The sequence below is a fragment of the Gemmiger sp. An120 genome (genome assembly GCF_002160955.1).
Lineage (GTDB): Bacteria > Bacillota > Clostridia > Oscillospirales > Ruminococcaceae > Gemmiger_A > Gemmiger_A avium.
Window position 1 is genome coordinate 1 of the sequence record NZ_NFLN01000017.1, and the last position, 23,647, is coordinate 23,647.

The 23,647-nt window shown below is 63.8% G+C and carries 20 protein-coding genes and 1 tRNA gene; 14 read left to right on the forward strand and 7 right to left on the reverse strand.

The genetic code is table 11. From position 1 onward, the window contains the following. From B5E65_RS16855 to B5E65_RS12420, 3 genes are all read left to right on the forward strand, one after another. A partial coding sequence (locus tag B5E65_RS16855) for an MYXO-CTERM sorting domain-containing protein (RefSeq protein ID WP_481810360.1) occupies window positions 1-146 on the forward strand: 146 nt, incomplete at its 5' end. A 122-nt stretch (window positions 147-268) separates the two neighbouring features. Then, window positions 269-943, forward strand: coding sequence for a response regulator transcription factor (locus B5E65_RS12415; RefSeq protein WP_087172087.1), 675 nt, complete (start codon window positions 269-271; stop codon window positions 941-943). Next, the gene (locus tag B5E65_RS12420; protein ID WP_087172088.1) at window positions 933-2,510 is read left to right on the forward strand and encodes a sensor histidine kinase; all 1,578 of its coding nucleotides are present in this window, start codon (window positions 933-935) and stop codon (window positions 2,508-2,510) included. The genes B5E65_RS12415 and B5E65_RS12420 overlap by 11 nt, the downstream gene beginning before the upstream one ends. 205 nt (window positions 2,511-2,715) lie before the next feature. On the opposite strand, the gene B5E65_RS12425 is transcribed toward B5E65_RS12420, so the two are convergent. From B5E65_RS12425 to B5E65_RS12450, 6 genes are all read right to left on the reverse strand, one after another. Further along, window positions 2,716-4,056, reverse strand: a complete 1,341-nt coding sequence (locus tag B5E65_RS12425) for an ABC transporter permease (protein WP_087172089.1) — start codon at window positions 4,054-4,056, stop codon at window positions 2,716-2,718. A 3-nt stretch (window positions 4,057-4,059) separates the two neighbouring features. Then, a complete protein-coding gene (locus B5E65_RS12430) occupies window positions 4,060-5,823 on the reverse strand; it encodes a COG1361 S-layer family protein (protein WP_087172090.1) in 1,764 nt (587 codons plus the stop codon). Then, entirely contained in the window at window positions 5,820-6,545 is a 726-nt protein-coding gene (locus B5E65_RS12435; protein WP_087172091.1) for an ABC transporter ATP-binding protein, read from the reverse strand. Before B5E65_RS12435 ends, B5E65_RS12430 begins: the two co-directional genes overlap by 4 nt. Before the next feature lie 137 nt (window positions 6,546-6,682). Next, a complete protein-coding gene (locus tag B5E65_RS12440; RefSeq protein WP_087172092.1) occupies window positions 6,683-7,330 on the reverse strand; it encodes a hypothetical protein in 648 nt (215 codons plus the stop codon). Between the two features lie 191 nt (window positions 7,331-7,521). After that, window positions 7,522-7,881 carry a BlaI/MecI/CopY family transcriptional regulator gene (locus B5E65_RS12445; RefSeq protein ID WP_087172093.1) on the reverse strand — a complete coding sequence of 120 codons (360 nt, stop codon included), beginning with the start codon at window positions 7,879-7,881 and terminating at the stop codon, window positions 7,522-7,524. A 138-nt stretch (window positions 7,882-8,019) separates the two neighbouring features. Further along, window positions 8,020-8,094 (reverse strand) — tRNA-Arg (locus B5E65_RS12450). A gap of 153 nt (window positions 8,095-8,247) precedes the next feature. Between B5E65_RS12450 and B5E65_RS12455 the strand changes: the two genes are divergently transcribed. From B5E65_RS12455 to B5E65_RS12495, 9 genes are all read left to right on the forward strand, one after another. After that, window positions 8,248-10,674 carry an LTA synthase family protein gene (locus tag B5E65_RS12455; RefSeq protein WP_087172094.1) on the forward strand — a complete coding sequence of 809 codons (2,427 nt, stop codon included), beginning with the start codon at window positions 8,248-8,250 and terminating at the stop codon, window positions 10,672-10,674. A gap of 107 nt (window positions 10,675-10,781) precedes the next feature. Beyond that, window positions 10,782-11,831, forward strand: coding sequence for a polysaccharide biosynthesis protein (locus tag B5E65_RS12460; RefSeq protein WP_087172095.1), 1,050 nt, complete (start codon window positions 10,782-10,784; stop codon window positions 11,829-11,831). A gap of 18 nt (window positions 11,832-11,849) precedes the next feature. After that, complete coding sequence (locus B5E65_RS12465; protein ID WP_087172096.1) at window positions 11,850-13,019, forward strand: polysaccharide biosynthesis C-terminal domain-containing protein; 1,170 nt, start codon at window positions 11,850-11,852, stop codon at window positions 13,017-13,019. A 54-nt stretch (window positions 13,020-13,073) separates the two neighbouring features. Continuing rightward, entirely contained in the window at window positions 13,074-14,213 is a 1,140-nt protein-coding gene (wecB, locus tag B5E65_RS12470; RefSeq protein ID WP_087172097.1) for a non-hydrolyzing UDP-N-acetylglucosamine 2-epimerase, read from the forward strand. Continuing rightward, window positions 14,213-15,430, forward strand: coding sequence for a glycosyltransferase family 4 protein (locus B5E65_RS12475; RefSeq protein ID WP_087172098.1), 1,218 nt, complete (start codon window positions 14,213-14,215; stop codon window positions 15,428-15,430). The genes wecB and B5E65_RS12475 overlap by 1 nt, the downstream gene beginning before the upstream one ends. Window positions 15,431-15,441: 11 nt before the next feature. Further along, window positions 15,442-16,152 carry a glycosyltransferase family 2 protein gene (locus tag B5E65_RS12480; protein ID WP_087172099.1) on the forward strand — a complete coding sequence of 237 codons (711 nt, stop codon included), beginning with the start codon at window positions 15,442-15,444 and terminating at the stop codon, window positions 16,150-16,152. Continuing rightward, window positions 16,149-16,532, forward strand: a complete 384-nt coding sequence (locus B5E65_RS12485) for a DUF2304 domain-containing protein (protein ID WP_087172100.1) — start codon at window positions 16,149-16,151, stop codon at window positions 16,530-16,532. Before B5E65_RS12480 ends, B5E65_RS12485 begins: the two co-directional genes overlap by 4 nt. 41 nt (window positions 16,533-16,573) lie before the next feature. Continuing rightward, a complete protein-coding gene (locus tag B5E65_RS12490) occupies window positions 16,574-18,007 on the forward strand; it encodes an MBOAT family O-acyltransferase (RefSeq protein ID WP_087172101.1) in 1,434 nt (477 codons plus the stop codon). Window positions 18,008-18,017: 10 nt separating this feature from the next. Then, complete coding sequence (locus B5E65_RS12495) at window positions 18,018-19,178, forward strand: hypothetical protein (protein ID WP_087172102.1); 1,161 nt, start codon at window positions 18,018-18,020, stop codon at window positions 19,176-19,178. A gap of 52 nt (window positions 19,179-19,230) precedes the next feature. On the opposite strand, the gene B5E65_RS12500 is transcribed toward B5E65_RS12495, so the two are convergent. Next, complete coding sequence (locus tag B5E65_RS12500; protein ID WP_087172103.1) at window positions 19,231-20,280, reverse strand: acyltransferase family protein; 1,050 nt, start codon at window positions 20,278-20,280, stop codon at window positions 19,231-19,233. A gap of 117 nt (window positions 20,281-20,397) precedes the next feature. On the opposite strand from B5E65_RS12500, the gene B5E65_RS12505 reads away from it, so the two are divergent. Next, entirely contained in the window at window positions 20,398-22,146 is a 1,749-nt protein-coding gene (locus B5E65_RS12505; RefSeq protein WP_087172104.1) for a sigma-54 interaction domain-containing protein, read from the forward strand. A 272-nt stretch (window positions 22,147-22,418) separates the two neighbouring features. Then, window positions 22,419-23,621 (forward strand): diaminopropionate ammonia-lyase, encoded by a 1,203-nt coding sequence (gene dpaL, locus B5E65_RS12510; protein WP_087172105.1) that lies wholly within the window; start codon window positions 22,419-22,421, stop codon window positions 23,619-23,621. The last annotated feature ends 26 nt before the right edge of the window (window positions 23,622-23,647 follow it).

Below are 23,647 nucleotides of genomic sequence, written 5' to 3' on the forward strand. Positions count from 1 at the left end.
CCCCGTCCCCCTCGCCGGCCCCCGTCCCGCAGCCGCCGGAAAGCACGCCCCAGACCGGGGACGGCGCTTTCCCGGCGGGCTGGCTGCTGGCGGGTTCGCTGGCGGTGCTGGCAGCCCTGCGCCGCCGTGCCCGCCGCCTAGGATAACAAATTAACCTGTCTCCGTCCGGGGGCTCTGTGCATTGCGCACAGGGCCCCCGGTTTTGTCGCTTTTCCCCCAGGGGGGAATCTGGTATAATGAAACTAATGATTGTATAAGGAGGGATCCCATGGGCGCTGTAATCCTGATCGCCGAGGATGACGGGGATATCCGCGGGCTGCTGCGGCTGTATCTGGAGGGGGAGGGCTTTCGGGTGGTGGAGGCCGCCGACGGCCAGGCCGCGCTGGACCTGGCCCGCACCGAAAACCCGGATATGGCCATCCTGGACGTGATGATGCCCCAGCTGAACGGGTACGAGGTCACCCGGGCGCTGCGCCGGTACAGCGATATTCCCATCCTGATCCTGTCTGCCAAAAGCCAGGATAACGACAAGATCCTGGGGCTGAATCTGGGGGCGGACGACTATGTGGCCAAGCCTTTCAACCCGGTGGAGATCGTGGCCCGGGTCAAGGCTCAGCTGCGCCGGGCCGCCCGCACCGGCGGCGAGGTGGTGCGGGTAGGGGATCTGGCGCTGGATCTCACCGCCATGCAGCTGGAAAAGGCGGGCATGCCCATTCCGCTTACCCCGATGGAATACAAGATCCTGGCGATTCTGATGCGCTCGCCCGGGCGCATCTTTACCAAGGTGCAGCTGTACGAGGGGGCCGCCGGGGAGTATTTTGAAGGGGACGACAACACCATAATGGTGCACATCTCCAAACTGCGGGACAAGATTGAGGACGATCCAAAAAATCCCCGCTACATCCGTACAGTAAGGGGGCTCGGGTATCGGTTTGAAAAATAAACGCGCATCCGGCAGTCTGTTCGGCTTGCTGGCCCGGCAGTACCTGCTGTTTTCGGTTACCCTGCTGGCCATTGCGGCGGTGGTGTTTGTACTGTGGGGCCTGGCCATGGCGTGGGTCTGGGCCCCGGCGGACTGGGACTCCCTGCTGGCGGACCCGGCGCTGGAGCAGGGCCAGTATGACCGCCTGCACCACTATCTGAACAAAGAGAGCGGTTTTGCCGTATACGACCCGGCGGGCAGCCTGGTCTACGCCGCCGGGGAAGGCTTTGATACAGTACTGACCGCATCCCAGGCGGCCTGTGTGCCCCTGTGGGAGGCGCCGTCTCTGGTGGACGTGTATCCCCTGAATAACCGGGGGGAGGGCATGCGGTATCTTCTGGTATATCACGACATGCAGGCCCAGGACGGTACCGAGCAGACGCGCGTTGCGGTGCTGGATGAAGAGTACCGGGTGGTGCTGGGCGGCCTGGAGGACGGCAAAACCGTCTACACTCCCGAGGAATACGCCTACCTGACCGGCAGCCGCTTTGCGGACAGCTATCTGTACCGGGCGCAGCTGGCGGACGGACGCACCCTGCTGCTGCGGGAGGGCATCCCCAGCGAAACGGCCTATCAGCAGGCTTTCCGGCGCAGCGGCCGGGTCTGGCTGCTGTTTGTGCCGCTGTATCTGGCGGTGGCCGGCCTGTTTATCTGGCACCTGCGCCGGCGTATCGCCCGCCCGCTGCAGACCCTGAATACGGCCCTGGAGGCGCAGGCCGCCGGGCGGAACGTGCGGGCCGGGGACTGCGGCGGCCCCTGGGAGATCCGCCGCATCGGGGAAAGCCTGGACCGGTACGCCGACCTGCTGGCCGCCAGTGAGGCCGAGCGCCGCCGCCTGGATGAGGGCCGGCAGAAGCTGATCGCCGACATTTCCCACGACATCAAGACACCGGTGACGGTGATCTCCGGCACCATCGACGCCATCTGCGACGGCAAGGTGCCCCCCGAGGAACAGGAGCGGTATCTGCGGATGATCCAGCGCAAGGCGGCATCCCTGGCCGAACTGGCGGGGGCGTTCCACGAGTACAGCAAGGTGGAGCATCCCCGGTTTGTGCTGCATCCGCGGCGGGTGGATCTGTGCGAATTTTTGCGCGCCTTTCTGGCCGCCCGGTATGACGAGATCGATCTGGCGGGCTTTTCGCTGGAGCCGGACATCCCGGAAACCCCTGCCTGGTGCCAGGTGGATGAGCTGCAGCTGAGCCGGGCACTGGACAACCTGCTGGCCAACGCGCTGCGGTACAACCGGCTGGGCACCGCGCTCTATGTGGAGCTGGAAACCGGCCCCAAAGCCGCCACCATCCGGATCGCGGACAACGGAGACGGCATCCCGCCGGAACGCCGCAGCCGCATCTTTGAACCCTTTGTCACCGGCAGCGATTCCCGCACCGGCAGCGGCAGCGGGCTGGGGCTGTCCATCACCCGCCGCATTGTGGAAAAGCACGGCGGCACCATCGCCCTGAATCCCCGCCCGGCCCCCGGCCGCAGCACCGAATTTGTGCTGACCCTGCCGCTGGATAAAGAACCCTGAATACAACAAACACAGACGCGCTTGCCTGGCAGGGCAAGCGCGTCTGTACTGTGTATGCCCGGCGAGGGAACCGGGCGATGTATGTGAAAAGAACCGGCGGGCGGGGGGGAGAGGGAACCGATCCGGGGCGAGAGGAGATGCCCCGGCCGGACAGCCGCCGTGAGGGAGGAGGCGGCAAACGCCCGCGCGGCCCTTTCAGCAAAGGTCAGTCGCTCTTGATGGCTTCCAGAGCGGGGATGCGCACCGCCTTGTCGGCCGGGTAGTAGCCGGAGCCAAGGCCGATGAGCACCGAGAATACAATGGCAAAGAGCAGCAGCCAGGGCGGGGTCACGCAGACCCGGGTGGCCCCCTCGCCGCCCAGTATCGCCAGCCGGAAGTTTTCCGGCGAGGGGCCGCCCATGGCCGCCAGATTGGCCACCAGCGCCGCGATGCAGCTGATCACACAGCTGACCACCCCGCCCATCAGGCCGATCACGCCGGCCTCGGCCAGAAACAGCTGGCGGATATCCCGCACATAGCAGCCCAGGGCCTTCATCACGCCGATCTCCTTGGTGCGTTCCGAAATGGACATGATCATGGTGTTGGTGATGCCGATGGCGGCCACCACCAGCGAGATCGCGCCCAGCCCGCCCAGCATCATCTGCTTCTGCCGGGCTTCCTTTTCCATGGGCTGACGGATGCTTTCCATGGACTCGGTGGCACAGCCCAGCGCCTTGATCTGCTTTTCCAGTTCGGCCACCTGGTTGATGCTGGTGGCCTTGACCAGAATGGACTGGTAGGGGGAGGCCCCCTTCTTTACGGTGTGCAGCTTTTCCGCCAGAGCTTTCAGATCCTTCAGATCCAGCAGGATGCCCTCGCTGGTCTCGCTGCCTTTGGAGTAGTCCTCCTTGGTGATGCCCACCGGGTTCAGCACCAGGGTGGCTTTGTACTCCCCGTTTTCCAGTTCCAGGGTCAGTTTTTCCTTCATCGGGTCAAAATAGGCGGGGGGCGGGTCGGCCAGCTGGCCGTTGTCGTCCCAGCCGCCGCTCCACCGGTCCACCGTGTTGGCCCCCTCGGGGCGCAGGGTGTCACGGAAGTTGTAGGCGGCGTACTGGCCCAGGATCACATCCCCGGAATGGGAGATGTTTTCCCCCTCGGTCAGCCGGAATCCCATCGGTTCCATCGCGGAGGTGTCCAGCCCCGCTATTGGAACCCAGTCGGCCACATACCGCTTGGACGACCCGGCGTACAGCCGTATGGTGTCCACATTCAGGCTCTGGCGGGGCATCACGGCCTCAGCGCCTTTCAGGCCTTTCAGCCGTTTGACCAGCGCGTCGTCCAGCTTCACCTTGCCGCGCCCGCCCTGGGGCGCGGTCACGGTGATGATGGTCAGATCGCCCAGCTGGCTCAGCAGCTTGTCCTGGGCTTCTTTCATGCCGATGCCCAGCGACACCATGATCACGATGGAACAGCCGCCGATCACCACCCCCAGCACCGTGAGAAAGGTGCGGGAACGCTTGCGCAGCAGATTCTGCAGGCACAGGCGGAACAGGTCCTGTTTGCGCATGGATCATTCCTCCCCGCCGGCGCCGGTATCCGGACCATCCGGCTGCCAGTTCCAGCTTTCGCCGCCCAGCGCGGCCGCCTCGGCCTTGCGCTTGCGCAGCCGCAGAAGCAGCACCACTCCGGCCGCGATCGCCGCCAGCGCAATGGGGATCGCGGGCAGCCAGCCAGGCAGACCCGGCTGCTCTTCGGGCAGATCTTCGGAGAAGTCGATCTCGGGGGCGGCTTCCTCCACCTGCAGCGTCAGCGGAAACTCCTTGGTCTGGGCCTGCATGTCGGAATCTTCATAGGTGATTTTTACAGTCAGTTTCAGTTCGCCGGCCTGCTCCGGGGTAAAGGCGAACCCGATGTTGCCGGAAGAACCGGCGGCTACGTTGCCCAGGTACTGCACGCTGGCGGGGGATTCAAAACCCTCGCCCACCAGGCTGGCCTCCAGGTTGCCGATGTCCGCCCGGCCCTTGTTCACATAGGACAGGGTGATCTCGCTTTCGGAACCGGCCTGGGGCATGCCTGCGGATACCGGCGCGTTGATCTGGAACCGGTCCGGCTGGGAAACCGGCACCGACAGGCGGATATCCGCCGTTACCGGGGTGCGCTTGCCGTTGTCCACATATTCGTACTTGAAGTTTACCATGATGCCCTGGGCGCCGCTTTTGCAGGTGGGCACCGCCTGCATGGGCAGCTGCTGGGTCTGGGTTTTGCCGGGTGCCAGGTCCTTGTAATGGGCGGTGTTGGTGCCGCCGCTCACGGTAAAGCACTCGCCGCCGTCCACCGTGGCCACAATGTTTTCCACCCGGGTGCTGCCGGTGTTTTCAAAGGTGAAGGACAGCGGGAAATCCCCGCCCGCCTGTACCGGCTTTCCGCCGTAGTCAAACTTGCTCACCACGATGTTGGGCACCGGCGTGTCCGCCGAGGTGGAGGACGCAGCCGCCTTGGCAGGGATGTTTACCTTATCCCCGGCGCTGCCCGCGGTGGGGGTGCCCGCGCTGGTGTAGGTGAACCGCAGATCCACGCTCAGGCTCTGGGCGGCGGAGGCGATCTCCTTGGCGCCCTGCAGCTGCACCTTGATGGTGCTGGTCTTGCCCGGGGCAATGTCCGGCACCGGGAAGGTGGAACTGGCGTTCAGCAGGCTCAGCCCCTCGGAGGGGGCCACGGTGGCCGCCGCGCCGGTCACCGCCACCGAACCGGTATTTTTAAAGGTGATGTCCAGATCAAACACTTCGTTCGGAGAGATGGGGCTGGAGATGTCCGAGCGGCCGATCAGCACCAGCGGGGCCGAGGCGGCGGGCCGTCCGGCCACCGGGATGGTCAGCCGGTCGTTGGATACGCCGTTCTGGGCAGTGGGGTCTTCGCCGTAGGTGTAGCGCAGTTCCACGCCCAGGGTCTGGGCACCGGAGGCGGTGTCCGCCGCCCGCACCTTTACCTTGACGGTGCCGGTGCCGCTGCCGGGGATATCCTCCAGCAGAAAGCTGGACGCCCCGCCGGACAGGCTGATGCCCTCAGAGGGGCTAAAAGCCGCCACCGGCTTGTGCAGGGTAGCGTCCCCCAGGTTGCGGAAAGAAACCGTGATCTCGGTCTCCTGCCCGGCGGGCAGATCGGACATATCGCTGCGGGAGATCAACACTCCGGGCAGCACCGACGCATCCGCCGCGGCGGGCGGGGGGGATACCGTTGTGGTTTCGCTGTCGGCCAGTGCGGCCATGGGCAGGGCGGTCAGCGCCAGCACTGCCGCCAGAGCGGCCGTTGTACGCCGCAGAGCAGATTGTTTCATGTCAGTTCTCTCCTTTTCGTTGTCTCATCCCGCACGATCTCCCCGTCGATCAGGGTCACGATGCGGTCGGCGTATTGGGCCATCTCCGGGTCGTGGGTGACCAGCACGATGGTCTGATGAAAATCCCGCGCAAAGCCGCAGATCATCTCCATGACCTCCACGGTGGTTTTGGAATCCAGGTTGCCGGTGGGCTCATCCGCGAACACCACATCCGGTCTTGCCAGAAAGGCCCGGGCGATACCCGCCCGCTGCTGCTGGCCGCCGGACATCTGGGCCGGATAGTGGTCCAGCCGGTGGGCCAGCCCCACCCGTTTCAGCATCTCCCGGGCGGCGGCGTCCCGCTGGGCCGGGGGAACGCCCCGGAACAGCAGCGGCATGGCCACGTTTTCGGTGGCGGTCAGCCCCGGCAGCAGGTTGTAGGCCTGGAATACAAAGCCCAGATGCCGCTGCCGGAAGGCGGCCAGCTGTTCCTCGCTCATGCGGGATACCGGCGCGCCGCCGATCCGCACCTCGCCCCGGGTGGGCTTTTCCATCCCGGCCAGCTGGTTGAGCAGGGTGCTTTTGCCGGAACCGGAGGTGCCGAAGATGCAGCAGATCTCCCCCCGCATGATGGTCAGGTTGATGTTTTTGAGGGCCACCACCGTTTCGTCCCCCAGGGGGTATTCCTTGCGCAGACCCCGTACCTCGATAATGGGCCGGGTGCGCGGCGTTGGTTCGGTCATCCCGTCCGCCTCCCTTCTGGCCCTTAGTATACCGGCCCTTTCTTTCGCCTGCCTTTGCGCTTCCTTACGATTTGTTAAGGTTCGCGGAAAGGTACAAAAATGCCCCGGCGGAAATCCCGCCGGGGCATTGCGTGTTTTTAGGATAAGGGGGTCATCCAGGCGCCCAGCATTCCGCCATTCCGGTCCAGGCAGAGCTGCCATACCGGCGCGCCGGTCTCATCGTACCAATAGTAGTAGTACATATACCCGTGGGTCACATACCCTTTTACCCGGGTGATCCGCTGCAGGCCGTCGTAGTACAGGCGGCAGCTGAAAAACCAGGTGCCGAACAGCCGGTCGTTGTGGTAGTAGTCCCGGTACTCCAGCGTGCCGTCCGGCCGGTAGAAATAGTCGTCCGACCGCACCGGCACCCGCTGGCCGTCGTCCTCATAATAGCCGGTGGACTCCCACCGGGTGATCCGGCCCGCCTCGTCCCGGGTGGTGGATTCCGCATAGTCGAGGACGATGCTTTCCGGGTCTTCGGCCAGGGCACAGGCCGGGTCAAAGGGGTCGTCGGGCCAGTAGTCCCGGATATTGCTATAGTAGCAGGGGCCGGTTTCATCAAAGAAGAAGGGCCGCTCCTTGCCGTCGGCGTACAGCGCCCCGCAGCCCACCCCACGCTCCGGGTCGAACCAGAGGGTCAGTTCCGGCTCGCCCTCCGCCGGCCAGCGGGCGTAGGGCTCCGCGCCGGTAAAGCCGTACTCCGCCAGAAGCTCGTCCAGATCCCGAGCGGAGGTGTAGTTCACCGGCGGCAGGCAGCAGCGGCAGCCCCACCGGGCAGAGCAGCCGCACCAGCACCACCCCCCACAGCAGGCAGGTCAGCCAGGCGGGGGCCCGGCGCAGCAGGGGCCGCACCAGGCATACTATCAGAATCGTCAGCGCGCCGGTCAGGCTCATGGCCAGCACCCGGGCAAATACCGCGCCAAGGGTCATACACTCACCCCCTCATTTCGTCAATCAGCGCCTGCAGCTGATCGATCTCCCGATCGGACAGCTTTTTGCGGGTGCTGAACGCCGCCAGAAACGCGGGCAGCGACCCGTCAAAGGTTTCCTCCACAAACTGCTCGCTGCGGGCCGCGTAGAATTCCTCCCGGCTCATCCGGGCGCTTACGGTGCCTTTTTCGTTCTGCAGCAGCCCGCCCTCGCACAGCCGCTTGAGCACGGTGTAGGTGGTGGACTTTTTCCAGCCCAGTTCCTCTTCGGCCAGGGTGGCCAGGCGGCTGGAGGGCAGCGGCCCCTCCCGCCAGACAATGTCCGCAAAGCGGGATTCCACCGCGCCCAGTTTTCCGTCGCGCATACCGGTACCTCCTTGTTCTACAACTTGTAGACCTATTGTAATTCTACATGATGTAGACTGAGACTGTCAAGCCTTTCGTTCGCAAGAGTGAAACGGATTCAACAAAAAAATCCCGGATGCAGCGGCATCCGGGATTTTTGGCACCCCCTGGGGGAATCGAACCCTCAACTAGCCCTTAGGAGGGGCTTGTTATATCCATTTAACTAAGGAGGCAGAACAGTATAGTTTAGTATACGGCAAAACCGGCGCAAAATCAACCCTTGGCCGCCAGGCGGATTTTGGCGTTTTTTTGCGGAACGTGTTATAATAAAAAGAACGGCGTCCCCGCGCGGGGCCGGATTTTACAGAGATTCAGGTGTATGCCTCATGAGCAAAATTTCGATAAAATGTCCGCTGCCCAGCCCAATTTGCCTGACCCGGCGGCTCTGGCGGCGGATCGCCGCCCTCTGCCTGCCGGTGCTGCTGGCGGTGGGGCTGCTGTGGCAGGGGCTGGCTGATCCCGCCCGACTGTTCAGCGTCCCGGAAACGGTGTCGCTGGCTGGCGCGGATTCGGTGGAACTGCCTGCGGATGCGGCGGTCTCGGGGATCGAGCAGCCCTTTACGGCTCAATATTCCTGGCTTGCCTCGGTTACGGTTCGCCCCCGGATCGGGGAGAATGCCGGGGACGACCTGTGGACCGTCACCCTCCAGAAAGAGGACGGCACGGAGGTCTGGCAGGGCCAGGCCAGCCTGACCGGTTCCCACGCTGGAGAGGTGACCATCCCGATGGGCGCCTCGCTGCAGACGGGCGAAACCTACCGGCTGGTCTTTGCCTGTCCGGATGCGGCCCAGAACCTGGAGGCCGCTGTTCCGGCCGAGGGGCAGACCACCCTCTCCCTGGCGGGAGCTGCCCAATCGGCAGCCCTGCGGCTGGATCTTGTCTATGGTGCGGCTGACTGGGTGCTGTTCGGGCTGCTGGCGGTGGGGCTGCTGGTTAGCCTGGCGGGTCTGCTGCTGGAATGGCAGGACTGCCCGGCCGCTTGGCAGGTGCTGCTGCGCCTGGGGCAGGGAATCGTAAGCGGGCTCTGGTTCCTCTGCGCTGCCGAACTGCTCAACGGTGACAGCGCCCTCTGGAAACTGCCCGCCATCGCTGTTCTGGTTGCGTTCCTGCTGTATGCCGGTCTGGCCCTGGTGCTGCGGGCCGTCACCGGCCGCACCGGACTGGCCACGGGGCTTACCGGCGCGGTGCTGTTTGTGGTGGGGGTTGCCAACCATTTTGTGCTGCTGTTCCGGGGCACCCCCTTTACCTTTATTGATATTCTGAGCGCCGGCACCGGTATGCGGGTGGCCGGCGGCTACCGCTTTACCATCCAGCCTGTTCTGCTGCTGGGGGTGGTGTTCCTGCTGTTTGGCCTCTGCACGCCGGCGCTGCGGCTGGAACCCCGTCTGCCCCGCACCCGGCGGAATCGCTGGCTGCTGCGTCTTGGCTGCCTGGCTGCCGGAGCGGCGGTGCTGGCGGGAGTGTGCCGCCGGGATACCTTCCAGGCGGCGGGGATGGCGCCCTCCGGCCGGTCTGCCGTTGACTATGCCGAAGCGGCCGGCGCGGTGACCTCTTTTGCGGGCAGCGGCGTGTTTTCCTTCCCGGCCCAGCCGGACGGTTACAGCCCGGAAGCGCTGGAGGCACTGGCGGAGGCCTATCCTTCCGATGAGGCAACGGCAATATCGGAGGACGCGCCCAATGTCCTGCTGATCCTCAGCGAATCCTTTACCGATTTCGAGGCGCTGGGTGATCTGTGCACCGACCAGACGGTGCTTCCTTTCTGGCAGGAATTCACCCAGAGGGAGGATGTGCACAGCGGCACGCTGGTTATGTCCACCCTGGGCGGCGGCACCGTCTACAGTGAGTTCCAGGTGCTCACCGGCATCACCACCGCCTTTGATTATCCCTCGTCCCCCTATACCCAGTGCCTGGACCGCACGGTGGCTTCGCTGCCCGCTCAGGCGGCACAGCTGGGTTATACCACCGCCGCGGTGCACCCGGCCGAGGGGGCCAACTACAACCGCGTCGGGGCGCTGCCCTGGCTGGGATTTGACACCTGCGTTTTCCGGGAAGATCTGACCCTGGCGCCGGAGGATACCACCCGGGGCTTCATGCGGGATTCGGCCCTGTTCCGCCAGGTGACCGGCATGCTGGAAGAAACCGACGATCCGATGTTCCTGTTCTGCATCACCATGCAGAACCACGGCGGCTATACCAATGCGGACTACGAATCGCCGGTGCAGCTGCTCTGGCCGGAGGGCTGCGATGAAGCCGAACAGTATCTGGGCCTGGTGCACGAGAGCGACGCGGCCCTGGCGGAACTGATCGGGGCACTGGAAGAGCTGGATGAGCCCACCCTGGTGATCTTTTTCGGCGACCACCAGCCGGAACTGGGCAGTGATTTTTCCCAGGCCGTGCTGGATGAAAGCGATCCCTTTGCCCAGTACACCACCCCGTACCTGATCTGGGCAAACTATCCGCTGGAGGAAGACCAGCTGCCGGAAAACGGCTCCCGTATCGGGATCGCCGCCCTGAATCCGCTGGTGGCCCGGGCCGCGGGATTCCCGCTGACCGGCTGGCAGAAGTTCCTGCTGGAGTTCTATACCCAGACCCCGGTCATGGCTCAGATGGGCGGAACCAATGCGGCGGGCGAGTATCTTACCATGGAGCAGCTGAAACAGCAGCCGCTGGCGGACGAATATCAGATCCTGCAGTATGCCATGCTGTTTGCAGAGGAGCAGGAAACCGGCCTTTGGCGGCTGGCGGAAGGTTGAAGATTGCCACCAGCGGTCGACTATGGTATAATTTTGAAGAGCCTGCCAAGGTGGCGGGCATGGGGAACGGGCCGGGCCCGCATACCCGCAGAACGGGAGGTTTAACAATGAGCGAGAGCGTTTTTCGCGGTAAGACTCTTTTGATCACCGGCGGTACCGGCAGCTTCGGCAACACGGTGCTCAAGCATTTCCTCACCACCGACATCGGCGAGATCCGGATCTTCAGCCGTGACGAGAAAAAACAGGACGACATGCGGCATTTCTACCAGCAGAAATACCCCGAGCTGGCGGATAAGATCCGCTTTTATATTGGCGACGTGCGGGAGATCGACGGCGTGCGCAGCGCGGTGCGCGGTGTGGACTACATCTTCCACGCGGCGGCCCTGAAGCAGGTGCCCAGCTGCGAGTTCTTCCCCATGGAAGCAGTGCGCACCAACGTGGAAGGCACCGACAACGTGCTGACCGCCGCCATTGACGCGGGGGTCAAGAAGGTGGTCTGCCTGTCCACCGACAAGGCGGCCTATCCCATCAACGCCATGGGTATCTCCAAGGCCATGATGGAAAAGGTGATCGGGGCCAAGGCCCGCACCGTCAAGGCGGAGGACACCACCATCTGCTGCACCCGTTACGGCAACGTAATGTGCAGCCGGGGCAGCGTGATCCCCCTGTTCATCGACCAGATCCGGGCCGGCAAGCCCATCACCATCACCGACCCGGAGATGACCCGTTTCCTGATGAACCTGGACGAGGCGGTGGATCTGGTCATGTTCGCCTTTGAGCATGCCCGCCCGGGCGATCTGTTCGTTCAGAAGAGCGACGCCTCCACCATCGGCGTGCTGGCCCAGGCGGTGCAGCAGCTGTTCGGGGATACCGGCACCCAGATCATCGGCACCCGCCACGGCGAGAAGCTGTTCGAGACCCTGATGACCCGGGAAGAGCGGCTGCGCAGCGAGGATATGGGCGATTACTTCCGCGTGTCCGCCGACGGGCGCGATCTGAACTACGACAAGTTCTTTATCCACGGTCAGGTGCATACCCAGGCCGACGAGAGCTATACCAGCCACAACACCCGCCTGCTGGATGTGCAGCAGACGGTGGACAAGATCCTGACCACCGACTACGTGCAGCAGGCGCTGGCCGAAAAGGACCGCGCATAAGGAAAGGGGCCGTCACACATGGAGAAAACCAGTCCGATCCTGATCACCGGGGCAGGCGGCTTTGTGGGCCGCAATCTGGTGGAACGGCTGCGCTGCGAGGGGTATACCCAGCTGCTCTGCTTTGAGCGGGACAACACCGACGAGGAGCTGCGCGCCTGGGCGGGCCGGGCTGCGTTTGTCTACCATCTGGCCGGCATCAACCGTCCCAAAGACCCAAAAGAATTCTACGACGGCAACGCCGATCTGACCACCCGCCTGCTGGGATATCTGGAACAGGCCGGCAACACCGCGCCGGTGCTGGTTACCAGCAGCATCCAGGCAGCCCTGGATAACGACTACGGCAAAAGCAAGGCCCAGGCGGAACAGGCGGTGTTCGACCATGAAGCCCGCACCGGTGCACCCGCCTATGTGTACCGGATGCCCGGGCTGTTCGGCAAATGGTGCCGGCCCAACTACAACAGCGTGGTGGCTACCTTCTGCCACAATGTGGCCAACGGCCTGCCCATCCAGGTGCGTGACCCGGACTATGAGCTGCCGCTGGTCTATATCGACGACGTGGTGGACGCCTTTGTGGCGGCGCTGGACGGGCGGGTGGCCCGGGAGCGCTCCATCCCCGGCTACTGTTTCCTGCGCCCGGTGCACACCGTGACCCTGGGCCGTCTGGCCGAACTGGTCAAGGGCTTTGCCCTGGCCCGGGGCGGCGCGGCGGCCGAGGCGCTGGGTGGCGGCATGCCCACCCTGGCGGTGCCGGATCTGGAGGCGGGCAGCTTTGAAAAGAAGCTGTACTCCACCTATCTGTCCTACCTGCCCGAGGACCAGTTCTCCTACCCGCTGAAGATGAACGTGGATGACCGGGGCAGCTTCACCGAATTCCTGCGCAGCCCGGAGCGGGGCCAGGTCAGCGTGAACATCTCCAAGCCCGGCATTGTCAAGGGCAACCACTGGCACAACACCAAGAACGAGAAGTTCCTGGTGGTGCGGGGCCAGGCGGTGATCCGGTTCCGCAAGGTGGGCACCGACAAGGTGATCGAGTACCCGGTCAGCGGCGACAAGCTGGAGGTGGTGGACATCCCCACCGGCTATACGCACAACATCGAAAACGTGGGCCAGGAGGATCTGGTCACCGTCATGTGGGCCAACGAGCCCTTTGATCCGGAACATCCGGATACCTTCTTCCTGAAAGTGTAAAAAGATATAAATTATACGGAATGTATAAAATAATCCAGTAAAGGCGGCGCCGTCATGCGGAAACTGAAACTCATGACCATCGTGGGCACCCGGCCGGAGATCATCCGGCTGGCAGCGGTGATCAAAAAGTGCGACCAATACTTTGACCAGATTCTGGTGCATACCGGCCAGAACTACGACTATACCCTCAACGGCATCTTCTTTGAGGATCTGGAACTGCGTCAGCCGGACGTGTACCTGGACGCGGTGGGGGCCGATCTGGGCGAGACCATCGGCAACATCATCGCCAAGAGCTACAAGCTCATGGTGGAGCGTCAGCCGGACGCGCTGCTGATCCTGGGCGATACCAACAGCTGCCTGTCCGCCATCAGCGCCAAGCGGCTGCACATTCCCATCTTCCACATGGAAGCGGGCAACCGGTGCTTTGACGAGTGCCTGCCCGAGGAGACCAACCGCCGCATCGTGGACCACATCGCCGATGTGAACCTGTGCTATTCCGAGCATGCCCGCCGCTACCTGAACGCGGAGGGCACCGCCAAGGAGCGCACCTACGTCACCGGCAGCCCCATGGCGGAGGTGCTGCGGGCCAACCTGGCCAAGATCGAGGCCAGCGACATCCTGACCCGTCTGGGCCTGGAGCCCCACAAGTATATGCTGCTCTCCGCCCACCGGGAGGAGAACATCGACACCGAGAAGAACTTCCTCGACCTGTTCACCTCCATCAACGCGCTGGCCGAGAAGTACGATATGCCGATTCTGTACTCCTGCCATCCCCGCAGCCGCAAGCGGCTGGAGGCCATGGGCTTTACGCTGGATGAGCGGGTGCGGCTGCATGAGCCTCTGGGCTTCCACGACTACAACCACCTGCAGATGAACGCCTTCTGCGTGGTGAGCGATTCCGGCACCCTGCCGGAGGAGTCCAGCTTCTTCACCAGCGTGGGGCATCCCTTCCCGGCGGTCTGCATCCGCACCTCCACCGAACGGCCGGAGGCGCTGGACAAGGGCTGCTTTATTCTGGCGGGCATCGCCGCCGGCGGGGTGGAGCAGGCGGTGGAAACCGCCGTGGCCATGAACGAAAACGGCGACCTGGGCATTCCGGTGCCCTATTATACCGAGGACGTATCCACCAAGGTGGTCAAGATCATCCAGAGCTACGTGGGCGTGGTCAATAAGATGGTCTGGCGCAAGGGCTGATGGCCCGGCGGCTTCTGGTGGTCACCCAGCACTTCTGGCCGGAGAGCTTCCGGATCAACGACATTGTGCAGGGGATGATCGCCGACGGCATTCAGGTGGATGTGCTCTGCGGCCTGCCCAACTACCCGAAAGGGGAATGGTTTGACGGCTACCGCTACACCGGCCCCCGCCGTGAGGAATGGAACGGCGCCCGGGTGTTCCGGGCCGGCGAGGTGCGCCGCAAGGGCAATACCTCCCTGCGCATCTTTCTCAACTATGTCAGCTGGCCGTTTCTGGCCCTGTTCAATCTGTGGCGGCTGCCCGGCGGTTACGACGGGATTCTCTGCTACAACACCAGCCCGGTGCTCATGAGCTTCCCGGCGCTGGTCTATGGCAAGCTGCACCGGATTCCGGTAACCAACTACGTGCTGGACATCTGGCCGGAAAACCTGTACAGTGTGCTGCCGGTCAAAAGCCGGTTCTGGCAGAAGATCGCCACCGCCGTGAGCGACTGGCACTACCGCGCCGCCGACCGGCTGATCGCCATGAGCGACGGGCTGCGGGACAAGCTGCTGACCCGTACCGGCAAGGCGGAGCAGGACGTGGCGGTGATTCCCCAGTACTGCGAGGATTTCTACGCCGTGCCCGGCCCCTGTGAGGATCTGAAGCAGCGGTTTGCCGGCCGGTTCAACCTGGTGTTTACCGGCAACTTCAGCCCGGCCCAGGCCCTGCCCACCGTGATCCGGGCGGCAGGCCGCGCCCGCGCGCTGGGGGCGGAGCATCTGCATCTGCTGCTGGTGGGGGACGGCATGAGCCGCCCCGAGCTGGAAACCCTTGTGAAAAACGAAGGGCTGGAGGATCTGGTGACCTTCTGGGGCAGTGTGCCCCCCGAGGAGGTGCCCCGGTTCACCGCCCTGGCCGACGGGCTGGTGGCCAGCCTGAACGACAGCCCTGATCTGGGGCTTACCGTGCCTGCCAAGATTGCCAGCTACATGGCGGCGGCAAAGCCGCTGCTGGCCAGTATGGACGGCGAGGGCGCGGCTGCGGTCAGCATGAGCGGCGGCGGTCTGGCCAGCCCGGCCTGCGACGAGACGGCGCTGGCGGAAAGCATGCTGCGCCTGTACCGGATGGAGCCGGCGGCCCGGCAGCGGATGGGCCGGGCGGCCTATGCCTGGTACGAGAGCCACTATACCCGTGCCGCGCTGCTGGCGCAGCTGGAACGATTTATTCTGGAATGAGGGACAATACCGTGAAGACCCTGGTGATCATCCCCTGCTACAACGAAGAAGAAAACATCCTGGCGGTGGTGCGCCGTTTGCAGGACACCTGCCCGGAGGCGGACTATCTGGTGGTGAACGATTGTTCCACCGACCGCAGCCGGGAGATCCTGAGCGCGGCGGGCTGCCGGTATCTGGATCTGCCGGTCAATCTGGGCATTGGCGGCGCGGTGCAGAGCGGCTACCGCTACGCGATGGAGAACGGCTACGACGTGACCGTGCAGATGGACGGGGACGGCCAGCACGACCCGGCCTATCTGGCGGCGGTGGTGGCCCCGGTGGCGGACGGCACACTGGATATGGCCATCGGCAGCCGCTTCATCACCCATGAGGGATTCCAGACCAGCTTTATGCGCCGGCTGGGCATCAACTTTTTGAGCGGGCTGATCCGGCTGCTCACCGGCTGCCGGGTACGGGATGTGACCAGCGGCTACCGGGCCTGCAACAAGGCCATGACCGCCTATTTCGCCCGCCACTATGCGGAGGACTATCCGGAACCGGAGGCCATCATCTGCGCCCTGACCGAGGGCTTCAAGGTGGGCGAGGTGCCGGTGGTCATGCAGGAGCGGCAGGGCGGCGTTTCCAGTATACGGGCGCTGTCCAGCGTGTATTATATGGTCAAGGTGTCCCTGTCGCTGGTGATCTACCGGCTCAGCCGCAGCCGGAAAGGAGGCAAACGATGAGCCTGATTCTGCAGATCGTTTTCCTGCTGGGGGACCTGGTGTTCCTGGGCCTGATCTTCCTGCTCATCAAGCGGGACCGGCTCAGCGTCCGGTTCGGGATGCTGTGGCTGATCTTCGGCGGGGTGTGGCTGATCTTTGCCGCCGTGCCCTGGCTGCTCAAGGTGCTGCGGGGCGTTTTCCGGTTCCAGGTGGTCTCCAACATGGTGTTCACCATGCTGCTGGCCTTTGTGCTGCTGGTGCTGCTGACTCTGTCGGTGGCGGCCAGCCTGGCGGCGCGGCGATTACGCCAGCTGGCCCAGAGCAACGCACTGCTGGAAGAACGGGTGCGCCGTCTGGAACAGCAGCTGAAAACCGGCTGCGGGCCGGATAGCGATGCCTGAACGGGGGCGGCCCCGATCTTGTTTGTGAGGAGCGGCGATTCATGGATTTCAATACCCTGATTTTTGTGGGCTTTTTCGCGGCGGCAACAGCGCTGAACTACCTGTTCCCCCGCGTGGCGCGCCCCTGGTTCCTGCTGCTTGCCAGCTATGTCTTTTACCTGTATAAGCCCGAGAACGCCCGGCTGGTGTTCGTGCTCATCACCCTGACCCTGGTGACCTATCTGTGCGGTCTGGTGATCGAGGCGTCCCGCAAGCCGGCGGTGCGCCGGGCCTTTCTTTTGCTGGGCATTCTGGCGGGCTGCGGCTTTCTGTTTTTCTTCAAATACTTCGAGTTCTTTACCGGCAAGGCGCTGGATCTGATGGCGCCGCTGGGGCTGTCCTACTTCACCTTCCAGAGCATGGGCTACGTGATCGACGTGTACCAGAAGGTCTGCCCCGCCCAGAAGAACCCGGTCAAGTACGCGCTGTTCGTCAGCTTTTTCCCCTGCATCTTCACCGGCCCCATCGAGCGGGCCGGGCACCTGATGCCCCAGTTCGACGCGCCCGCCCGGTTCGACTATGACCGGGTGGCGGGCGGCGTGTTCCGGATGCTCTGGGGCTACTGCAAAAAGATGGTGCTGGCGGATACCATCGGCGGGTTTGTCAAATCGGTCTACTCCCTGCCGGAGGGGATGCCCGGCCCCTATCTGCTGCTGGCCAGCCTGCTGTTCAGCTACCAGATCTATCTGGACTTCTCCGGCTGCTGTGACATCGCCATCGGCGGGGCCCAGGCGCTGGGCTTCACCCTGACCGAAAACTTCAACCGGCCCTTCGGCGCCCACAGCTATACCGAGCTGTGGAACCGCTGGCACATGAGCCTGACCGGCTGGTTCCGGGACTATATCTTTACTCCGCTGTCCTTTGCCAACCGGGGTCTGCCCGGTTTCTGGGGCAAGCTGCAGGGCTGGTTCAATGTGTTTATTATCTTCCCCATCAGCGGTTTGTGGCATGGCGCCAGCTGGGGCTATGTGATCTGGGGTGTGTTCAACGGGCTGTTCATGGTGATCGGCAAGGCCACCGCCCGCAGCCGCCGCAAGCTGAACAAGAAGAATCCTTTGTACAAAAACGCCCTGCTGCGCACGGCGATCCAGCGCACCATCGTATATCTGCTGTTTACCTTCTGCATCGTATTCTTTGCCGCCGACCTGTACGGCGGCAGCGCCGGGGCGGTGCTGGGCGGCATCTTCGGCGGCTGGGGCATGGGCGTTTCCGCTTTCTGGAACGGCCTGGCTGGCAAGGGCCTGGACATTGCTGCCATCGCGGTGCTGGTGATCGGCGGTGTGCTGGTGGCGGCGGTGGAAAGCCGCGGCCTGGTAAGCGACTGGATCCGCCGGCAGCGGTTCTTTGTGCGCTGGCCGCTCTACTGGCTGCTGGCCCTGGCCCTGCTGACCTTTGGCGTGTTCGGCCAGTCCGCTTTCATCTATCAACAGTACTAAGGAGGCCCGGATGAAACAGTTTCTGATTGCGCTTTTGCGGCGTGTGCTGCTGGCGTTCAAGATCCTAAGCCGGGTGGTGCTGTTTGTGCTGCCGGTGCCGCTGCTGATGGTGTACGTGAACTACCATGTGGACTGCAGCGGCCTGTTCCAGGGGGATGTGCTGCTGCGCACCGCCGCGCAGCAGCTGATCGACGGGGAAAACCTGCTGAACTTCTCCCAGATGGACGAGCGTGCGCTGCTGAAACTGGTGGCGCAGAACCTGACCGAGGAGACCGAGCCGGAGGTGCTGGCCATCGGGTCTTCCCGGGTACTGTCCCTGCATGCCGCTACGGCGGGCAGCAGCAGCTTTTACAACGCGGGCATGACCGGCGCCGACAGCCGGGACGTAATGACCAGCTACTACCTGTTTGCGCGGGAGGGCCACGTGCCCGATACGGTGATCTTCTGCGTGGATCCCTGGCTGCTCTATTCCGGGGCGGATTCCTATGACCACCGCAGCGATCCCGAACTGTACGCGGAATTCCTGCAGCAGGCCCTGGGGATGGAGAGCGATTACGAAGCGCCCGACCCGGTGCAGACCTGGAAAGCCCTGATTGACCCGGCTTACTTCCAGGGCAATGTGGCCTACTGGATGCGCAACCGGGGCAGCCAGGTGGCCTATACCGAGGACGGCGAAGCCACCCCCTTCACCCCGGTGGCGGACAGCGCCCTGTACGACCAGAACGTGGTGGTAAAGCTCAGCGACGGCAGCGTGATCTACGATAAGCCCTTCCGGGACACCAGCGTGGAGGATGCCACCATCCTGGCGCTGACCCAGGCCAGCAGCTTTGACAGCGTAAACATGGAGGGCTTTACCGAACTCAGCGACGAGGCCATTACCCTGTTCGGCCGGTTTGTGGCCTATATGCAGCAGCAGGGCAGCCGGGTGGCGCTGCTTATGACCCCGTTCCACCCCACCACCTACGATACGGTATTTTACCAGTACGAGACCGAGGGCCAGCATACCGGCTTTTTCCAGGTGGAGGAGTGGCTGCGCGAGTTTGCCGCGGCCAACAATCTGGAGATCTACGGCAGCTATAACCCCCATACCCTGGAACTGGAACCGGCGGACTTTTTCGACGGTTTCCATGTGCGGGATACCTCCATTGAGAAGTTCTTCCCGGGGGTATAAAGTAAAATGAAAAACGGACGCGCTTGTGTGAAAAAGCGCGTCCGTTTTTTGTTCAGGTTTGCGGGGCGGACCGCCGCAGCCGCCCGGCCAGCCGCACCAGCCCGCCGGCCACCGTCCGCAGCGCCAGTGCGGCGCAGGCGGCAACCAGCAGATACAGCAGGTATACCCCCCACACCCCGGGCAGGCCCAGGGTTCGCCCGGCCAGCCGGGGCACAAACAGAATGGTCAGGGTCACGTGGTGTACCAGATACAGCGGATAACCCAAAGCTGCCAGCTGTTTCAGCCCGGCGCGCACCGGCGCGGCGGTGATCCGGTCCCCCGCCGCCCACAGGGCCAGGCCGAGCCCGACGCCCAGCACCGGCAGGTTCAGCATCCGGGGCCCGGGCAGCGGGACAAACAGCACAATGGCGGCCAGCACTGCCCCCGCCCAGGGCGCCCACCGGGGCATCCGGGGCCGCCAGAGCGCCAGCCCCATGCCCAGGGCAAACTCCAGCACCCGGCTCAGCACGTGGTGCTCAATCTCCAGCCGGCCCGGATACAGCAGCGTCCACAGGATATGGAATATGGTCAGCCCGGCCAGCGTCAGCCCCGGCCGGGCTTTCATGGCCCGGCGCAGCAGTGGAAACAGCAGGTACAGCAGCAGGATGCAGCCCATGAACCACTCGCCAATCTTGTAAAAGTTCGGGGCCAGTGCGTTCAGATAGCCGTCCATCGCCAGCACCGACCAGAGGATCCGCCACAGCGGGATGGAGCGGTCCAGGTTGTGGTGCAGCAGATCGCTGTAGACAAACAGCGCACCCCAGCCGATCCAGTACATGGGAAAGATGGCCGCCGCCCGCCGCAGCAGATAGGGCCGCAGGGGGCAGTCGTCCCGGTAGCGTACCATCAGCGACGCGCCGCTCAGCACAAAAAACAGGCTGACCCCGATATGGCCCAGGCTGCCGTTGGCGTAGGTGACAAAGCCGATGGCCGGCGCGCCGGGGCAGGCGGTCTGGATGTTCTGATTGAAGTGAAAGGTCAGAATACACCACAGAGCCGCCGCGCGGGTCAGATCCAGCCCGGCCAGCCGGACACGCGGGGAAGATGCGAGGGTTTGAGGCATGGGGCGCCGCTCCTCTCTGAGATATTTGTCTTATTATACCGAACTATGGCCCGAATTGCAAAATCCCCCCGGCTGCCCTATAATAAAGGAAAAGCGCCGAAGGTGGGAGGGGAGACGATGAAATCCATCCTGCGTGAGATCCGGGATACCGTGCAGAAATACGCCGAGATCATGGCGGAGGTATCCGGCGTGGACGTGGAGGTGGCGGACGCCACCCTGTTCCGGGTGGCAGGCACCGGCCTGTTTGCCGCCGGGGTGGGGCAGGATATGTCCCGGGAGGGCTATACCTACCGGCAAGTGCTGGCTTCCGGGCGGCTGCAGGTGATCGACCGGCCCGGCCACGAGCCCATCTGCCGGGACTGCCCCCGCTGCAACCACTGCGAGGAGACCATTGAAATCGCCATGCCCATTCTGGCAGGCGGCCAGAGCATCGGGGTCATCGGGCTGGTGGGCTTTACCCAGCAGCAGCGGCAGACCATTCTGAACGCCCGGGAAACCTATCTGGGTCTGGTGGAGCAGATCGCCAGCTTTATGGCCGCCAAGGCCACCGAGCGGATCGAGCGGGCGCAGCAGCAGGCCATGCTCAGCGCGCTGGAGTGCGCCATCGACCAGATGGAACAGGCGGCCCTGGTGCTGGGGGAGGATGGCCGGATCACCATGGCCAACGAGAGCGCCCGCCGTCAGCTGGAACAGCCCCAGTTGGAGGGGATGAAAGCGGAGTTTACCGCTACCGGCGACCGGATGAGCGGCAAGACCGAGTACCGCCTGCAGCTGGGCGGGCGGCAGATTTTTGTGATGGGGCAGCTGCACCATCTGCGGCAGGAAAACTCCCGCTATGCCATTGTGGCCGCCTTTACCTGCACCCGGGAGATGCACCGCAACCTGTATCAGATGATCTCCACGGTGGGCAGCGGTACCCTGGTGGGTTCCAGCGCCCATACCGAGCGGCTGCGCAAGGAGATCGCCAAGATTGCCCGCAGCCCCTCCACCGTGCTGATCCTGGGGGAGAGCGGCACCGGCAAGGAGGTCACGGCCAGCGCCATCTGGCGGGCCAGCGACCGGGCCGACCAGCAGTTTGTGGCCCTGAACTGTGCAGCTATCCCGGAAAGCCTGCTGGAGAGCGAGCTGTTCGGCTATGTGAAAGGCGCCTTTACCGGCGCGGATCCCAACGGCCGGGTGGGTAAGTTCGAGCTGGCCAACAAAGGGGTCATCTTCCTGGACGAGATCGGGGACATGCCCCTCTACCTGCAGGCCAAACTGCTGCGGGTGCTGCAGGAGCGGCGGATCACCCGCATCGGCTCCAACCAGCAGATCCCCATTGATGTGCGGGTCATCGCCGCCACCAACAAGGACCTGAAAGCCATGATGGCCGCGGGCAAGTTCCGGGAGGATTTGTACTACCGGCTCAACGTGATTCCGCTGCCCATCCTGCCGCTGCGCCAGCGTCCCGACGACATCCCGGATCTGGCCCGGTTCTTTGCCCAGCGATACGCCCAGCGGTTCGGGCGGGCCCGCTGGTCGATCCCGGAACAGACCATGGCGGCCCTCAAGGCCCACGCCTGGCCGGGCAATGTGCGGGAACTGGAAAACACCGTGGAGTTCATGGTGAACATGAGCGATGAGGACGGGGTCCTGGGCCCGGATACCCTGCCCCGGGACTTTTTCAGCGCGGCCCTTCCCGCTGCGCCCGCCGCGCCGGCGGCGCCGGCCCCCACCCCGGTGGTCAGCCTGCGCCGGGCCGAACAGGCCGCCATCGAAAATGCCCTGGCTTTTTACGGCGCCACCACCGAGGGCAAGCGCAAGGCCGCCAAAGCGCTGGGCATCGGCCTGGCCACCCTGTACCGCAAGCTGGAACAATTCCAATAATGAGAATTTCAATTCCCGTTTTGAGAAAATTTCTCAAAACGGGAATTTTTCTTTTGCGCTAAAACGGAAATACAAAATCAGAAAACGGGGCCGGAAACGGCCTTTTTTTCGTGAATCTGCCAGAAAACGCCCGGAAATGTTCTGCCAGAATATACAAGATTTTGTGTTTGACGAAAAATAAAACACGTTTTGGCATGTGGATTGCTTTATTTATCAACGAGAGGGCGGCGATCCGAAGCGCTGCCGACAGAGAGAAAGGATGTGTGCAGCAGATGAGCGAGCAATTCAAGATGGTCTCCTTCAGCCGCGGGGAGGGCCGCACCGCCGACCTGAGCCTTTTTACCGAGGAGCAGGCCGCCAAGGTGCAGCGGTTCCACGCCAGTTTCCCGGTTTACAAGCCCACGCCGCTGGCTGACCTGACCCAGACGGCCAAGGCCCTGGGTTTGGGCGCTGCGTATGTAAAAGATGAAAGCTACCGGTTCGGCCTGAACGCCTTCAAGGTGCTGGGCGGCAGCTTTGCCATCGGCAGTTACCTGGCCGGGCGGCTGGGTATGGATATCAGCGAACTGCCCTACGACAAGATGGTTTCTGAAGAGGTGCGCGCCAAGCTGGGCGAGGTCACCTTTGTCACCGCCACCGACGGCAACCACGGCCGCGGCGTGGCCTGGACCGCCCACCAGCTGCGGCAGCACGCGGTGGTGTACATGCCCAAGGGTTCCGCCGCTGAGCGTCTGGCCAACATCCAGGCCGAGGGCGCGGATGCTTCCATCACCGATCTGAACTACGACGACGCGGTGCGTCTGGCCAACAGCCAGGCCGAGGAAAAGGGCTGGGTCATGGTGCAGGACACCGCCTGGGAAGGCTACGAGGACATCCCCGCCTGGATCATGCAGGGCTACGGCACCATGGGCTATGAGGCCCACCAGCAGCTGCCTGAGAAACCCACCCACATCTTCCTGCAGGCGGGCGTGGGCAGCATGGCCGGGGCCATCACCGGGTTCTTCAGTTCCCTGTACGGCGCCGACCGGCCCATCATCACCATTGTGGAGCCCAATAAGGCCGACTGCCTGTACCGTACCGCCGAGGCAGACGACGGCGCACTGCATTTTGTCACCGGCGAGATGAACACCATCATGGCGGGCCTGGCCTGCGGCGAGCCCTGCAGCATCGGCTGGCGCATCCTGCGTGCCAACGCCGACCACTTCATCTCCTGCCCGGACTATGTGGCCGCCAAGGGCATGCGGATCCTGGGCAACCCGATGCCGGGCGATCAGCGGGTCATCTCCGGCGAGAGCGGCGCGGCCACCTTCGGCTGTGTGGCCGAGATCATGACCAACCCGGAACTGGCCGGCATGAAGGCCGAGCTGGGCCTGGACGAGAACAGCCGGGTGCTCTTCTTCAGCACCGAGGGCGACACCGACCGGGAAAACTACCGGGCCGTGGTGTGGGACGGCCGCTACCCCAGCGGAAAGTAACCGAACAGCAACATCGGATCAGGCGC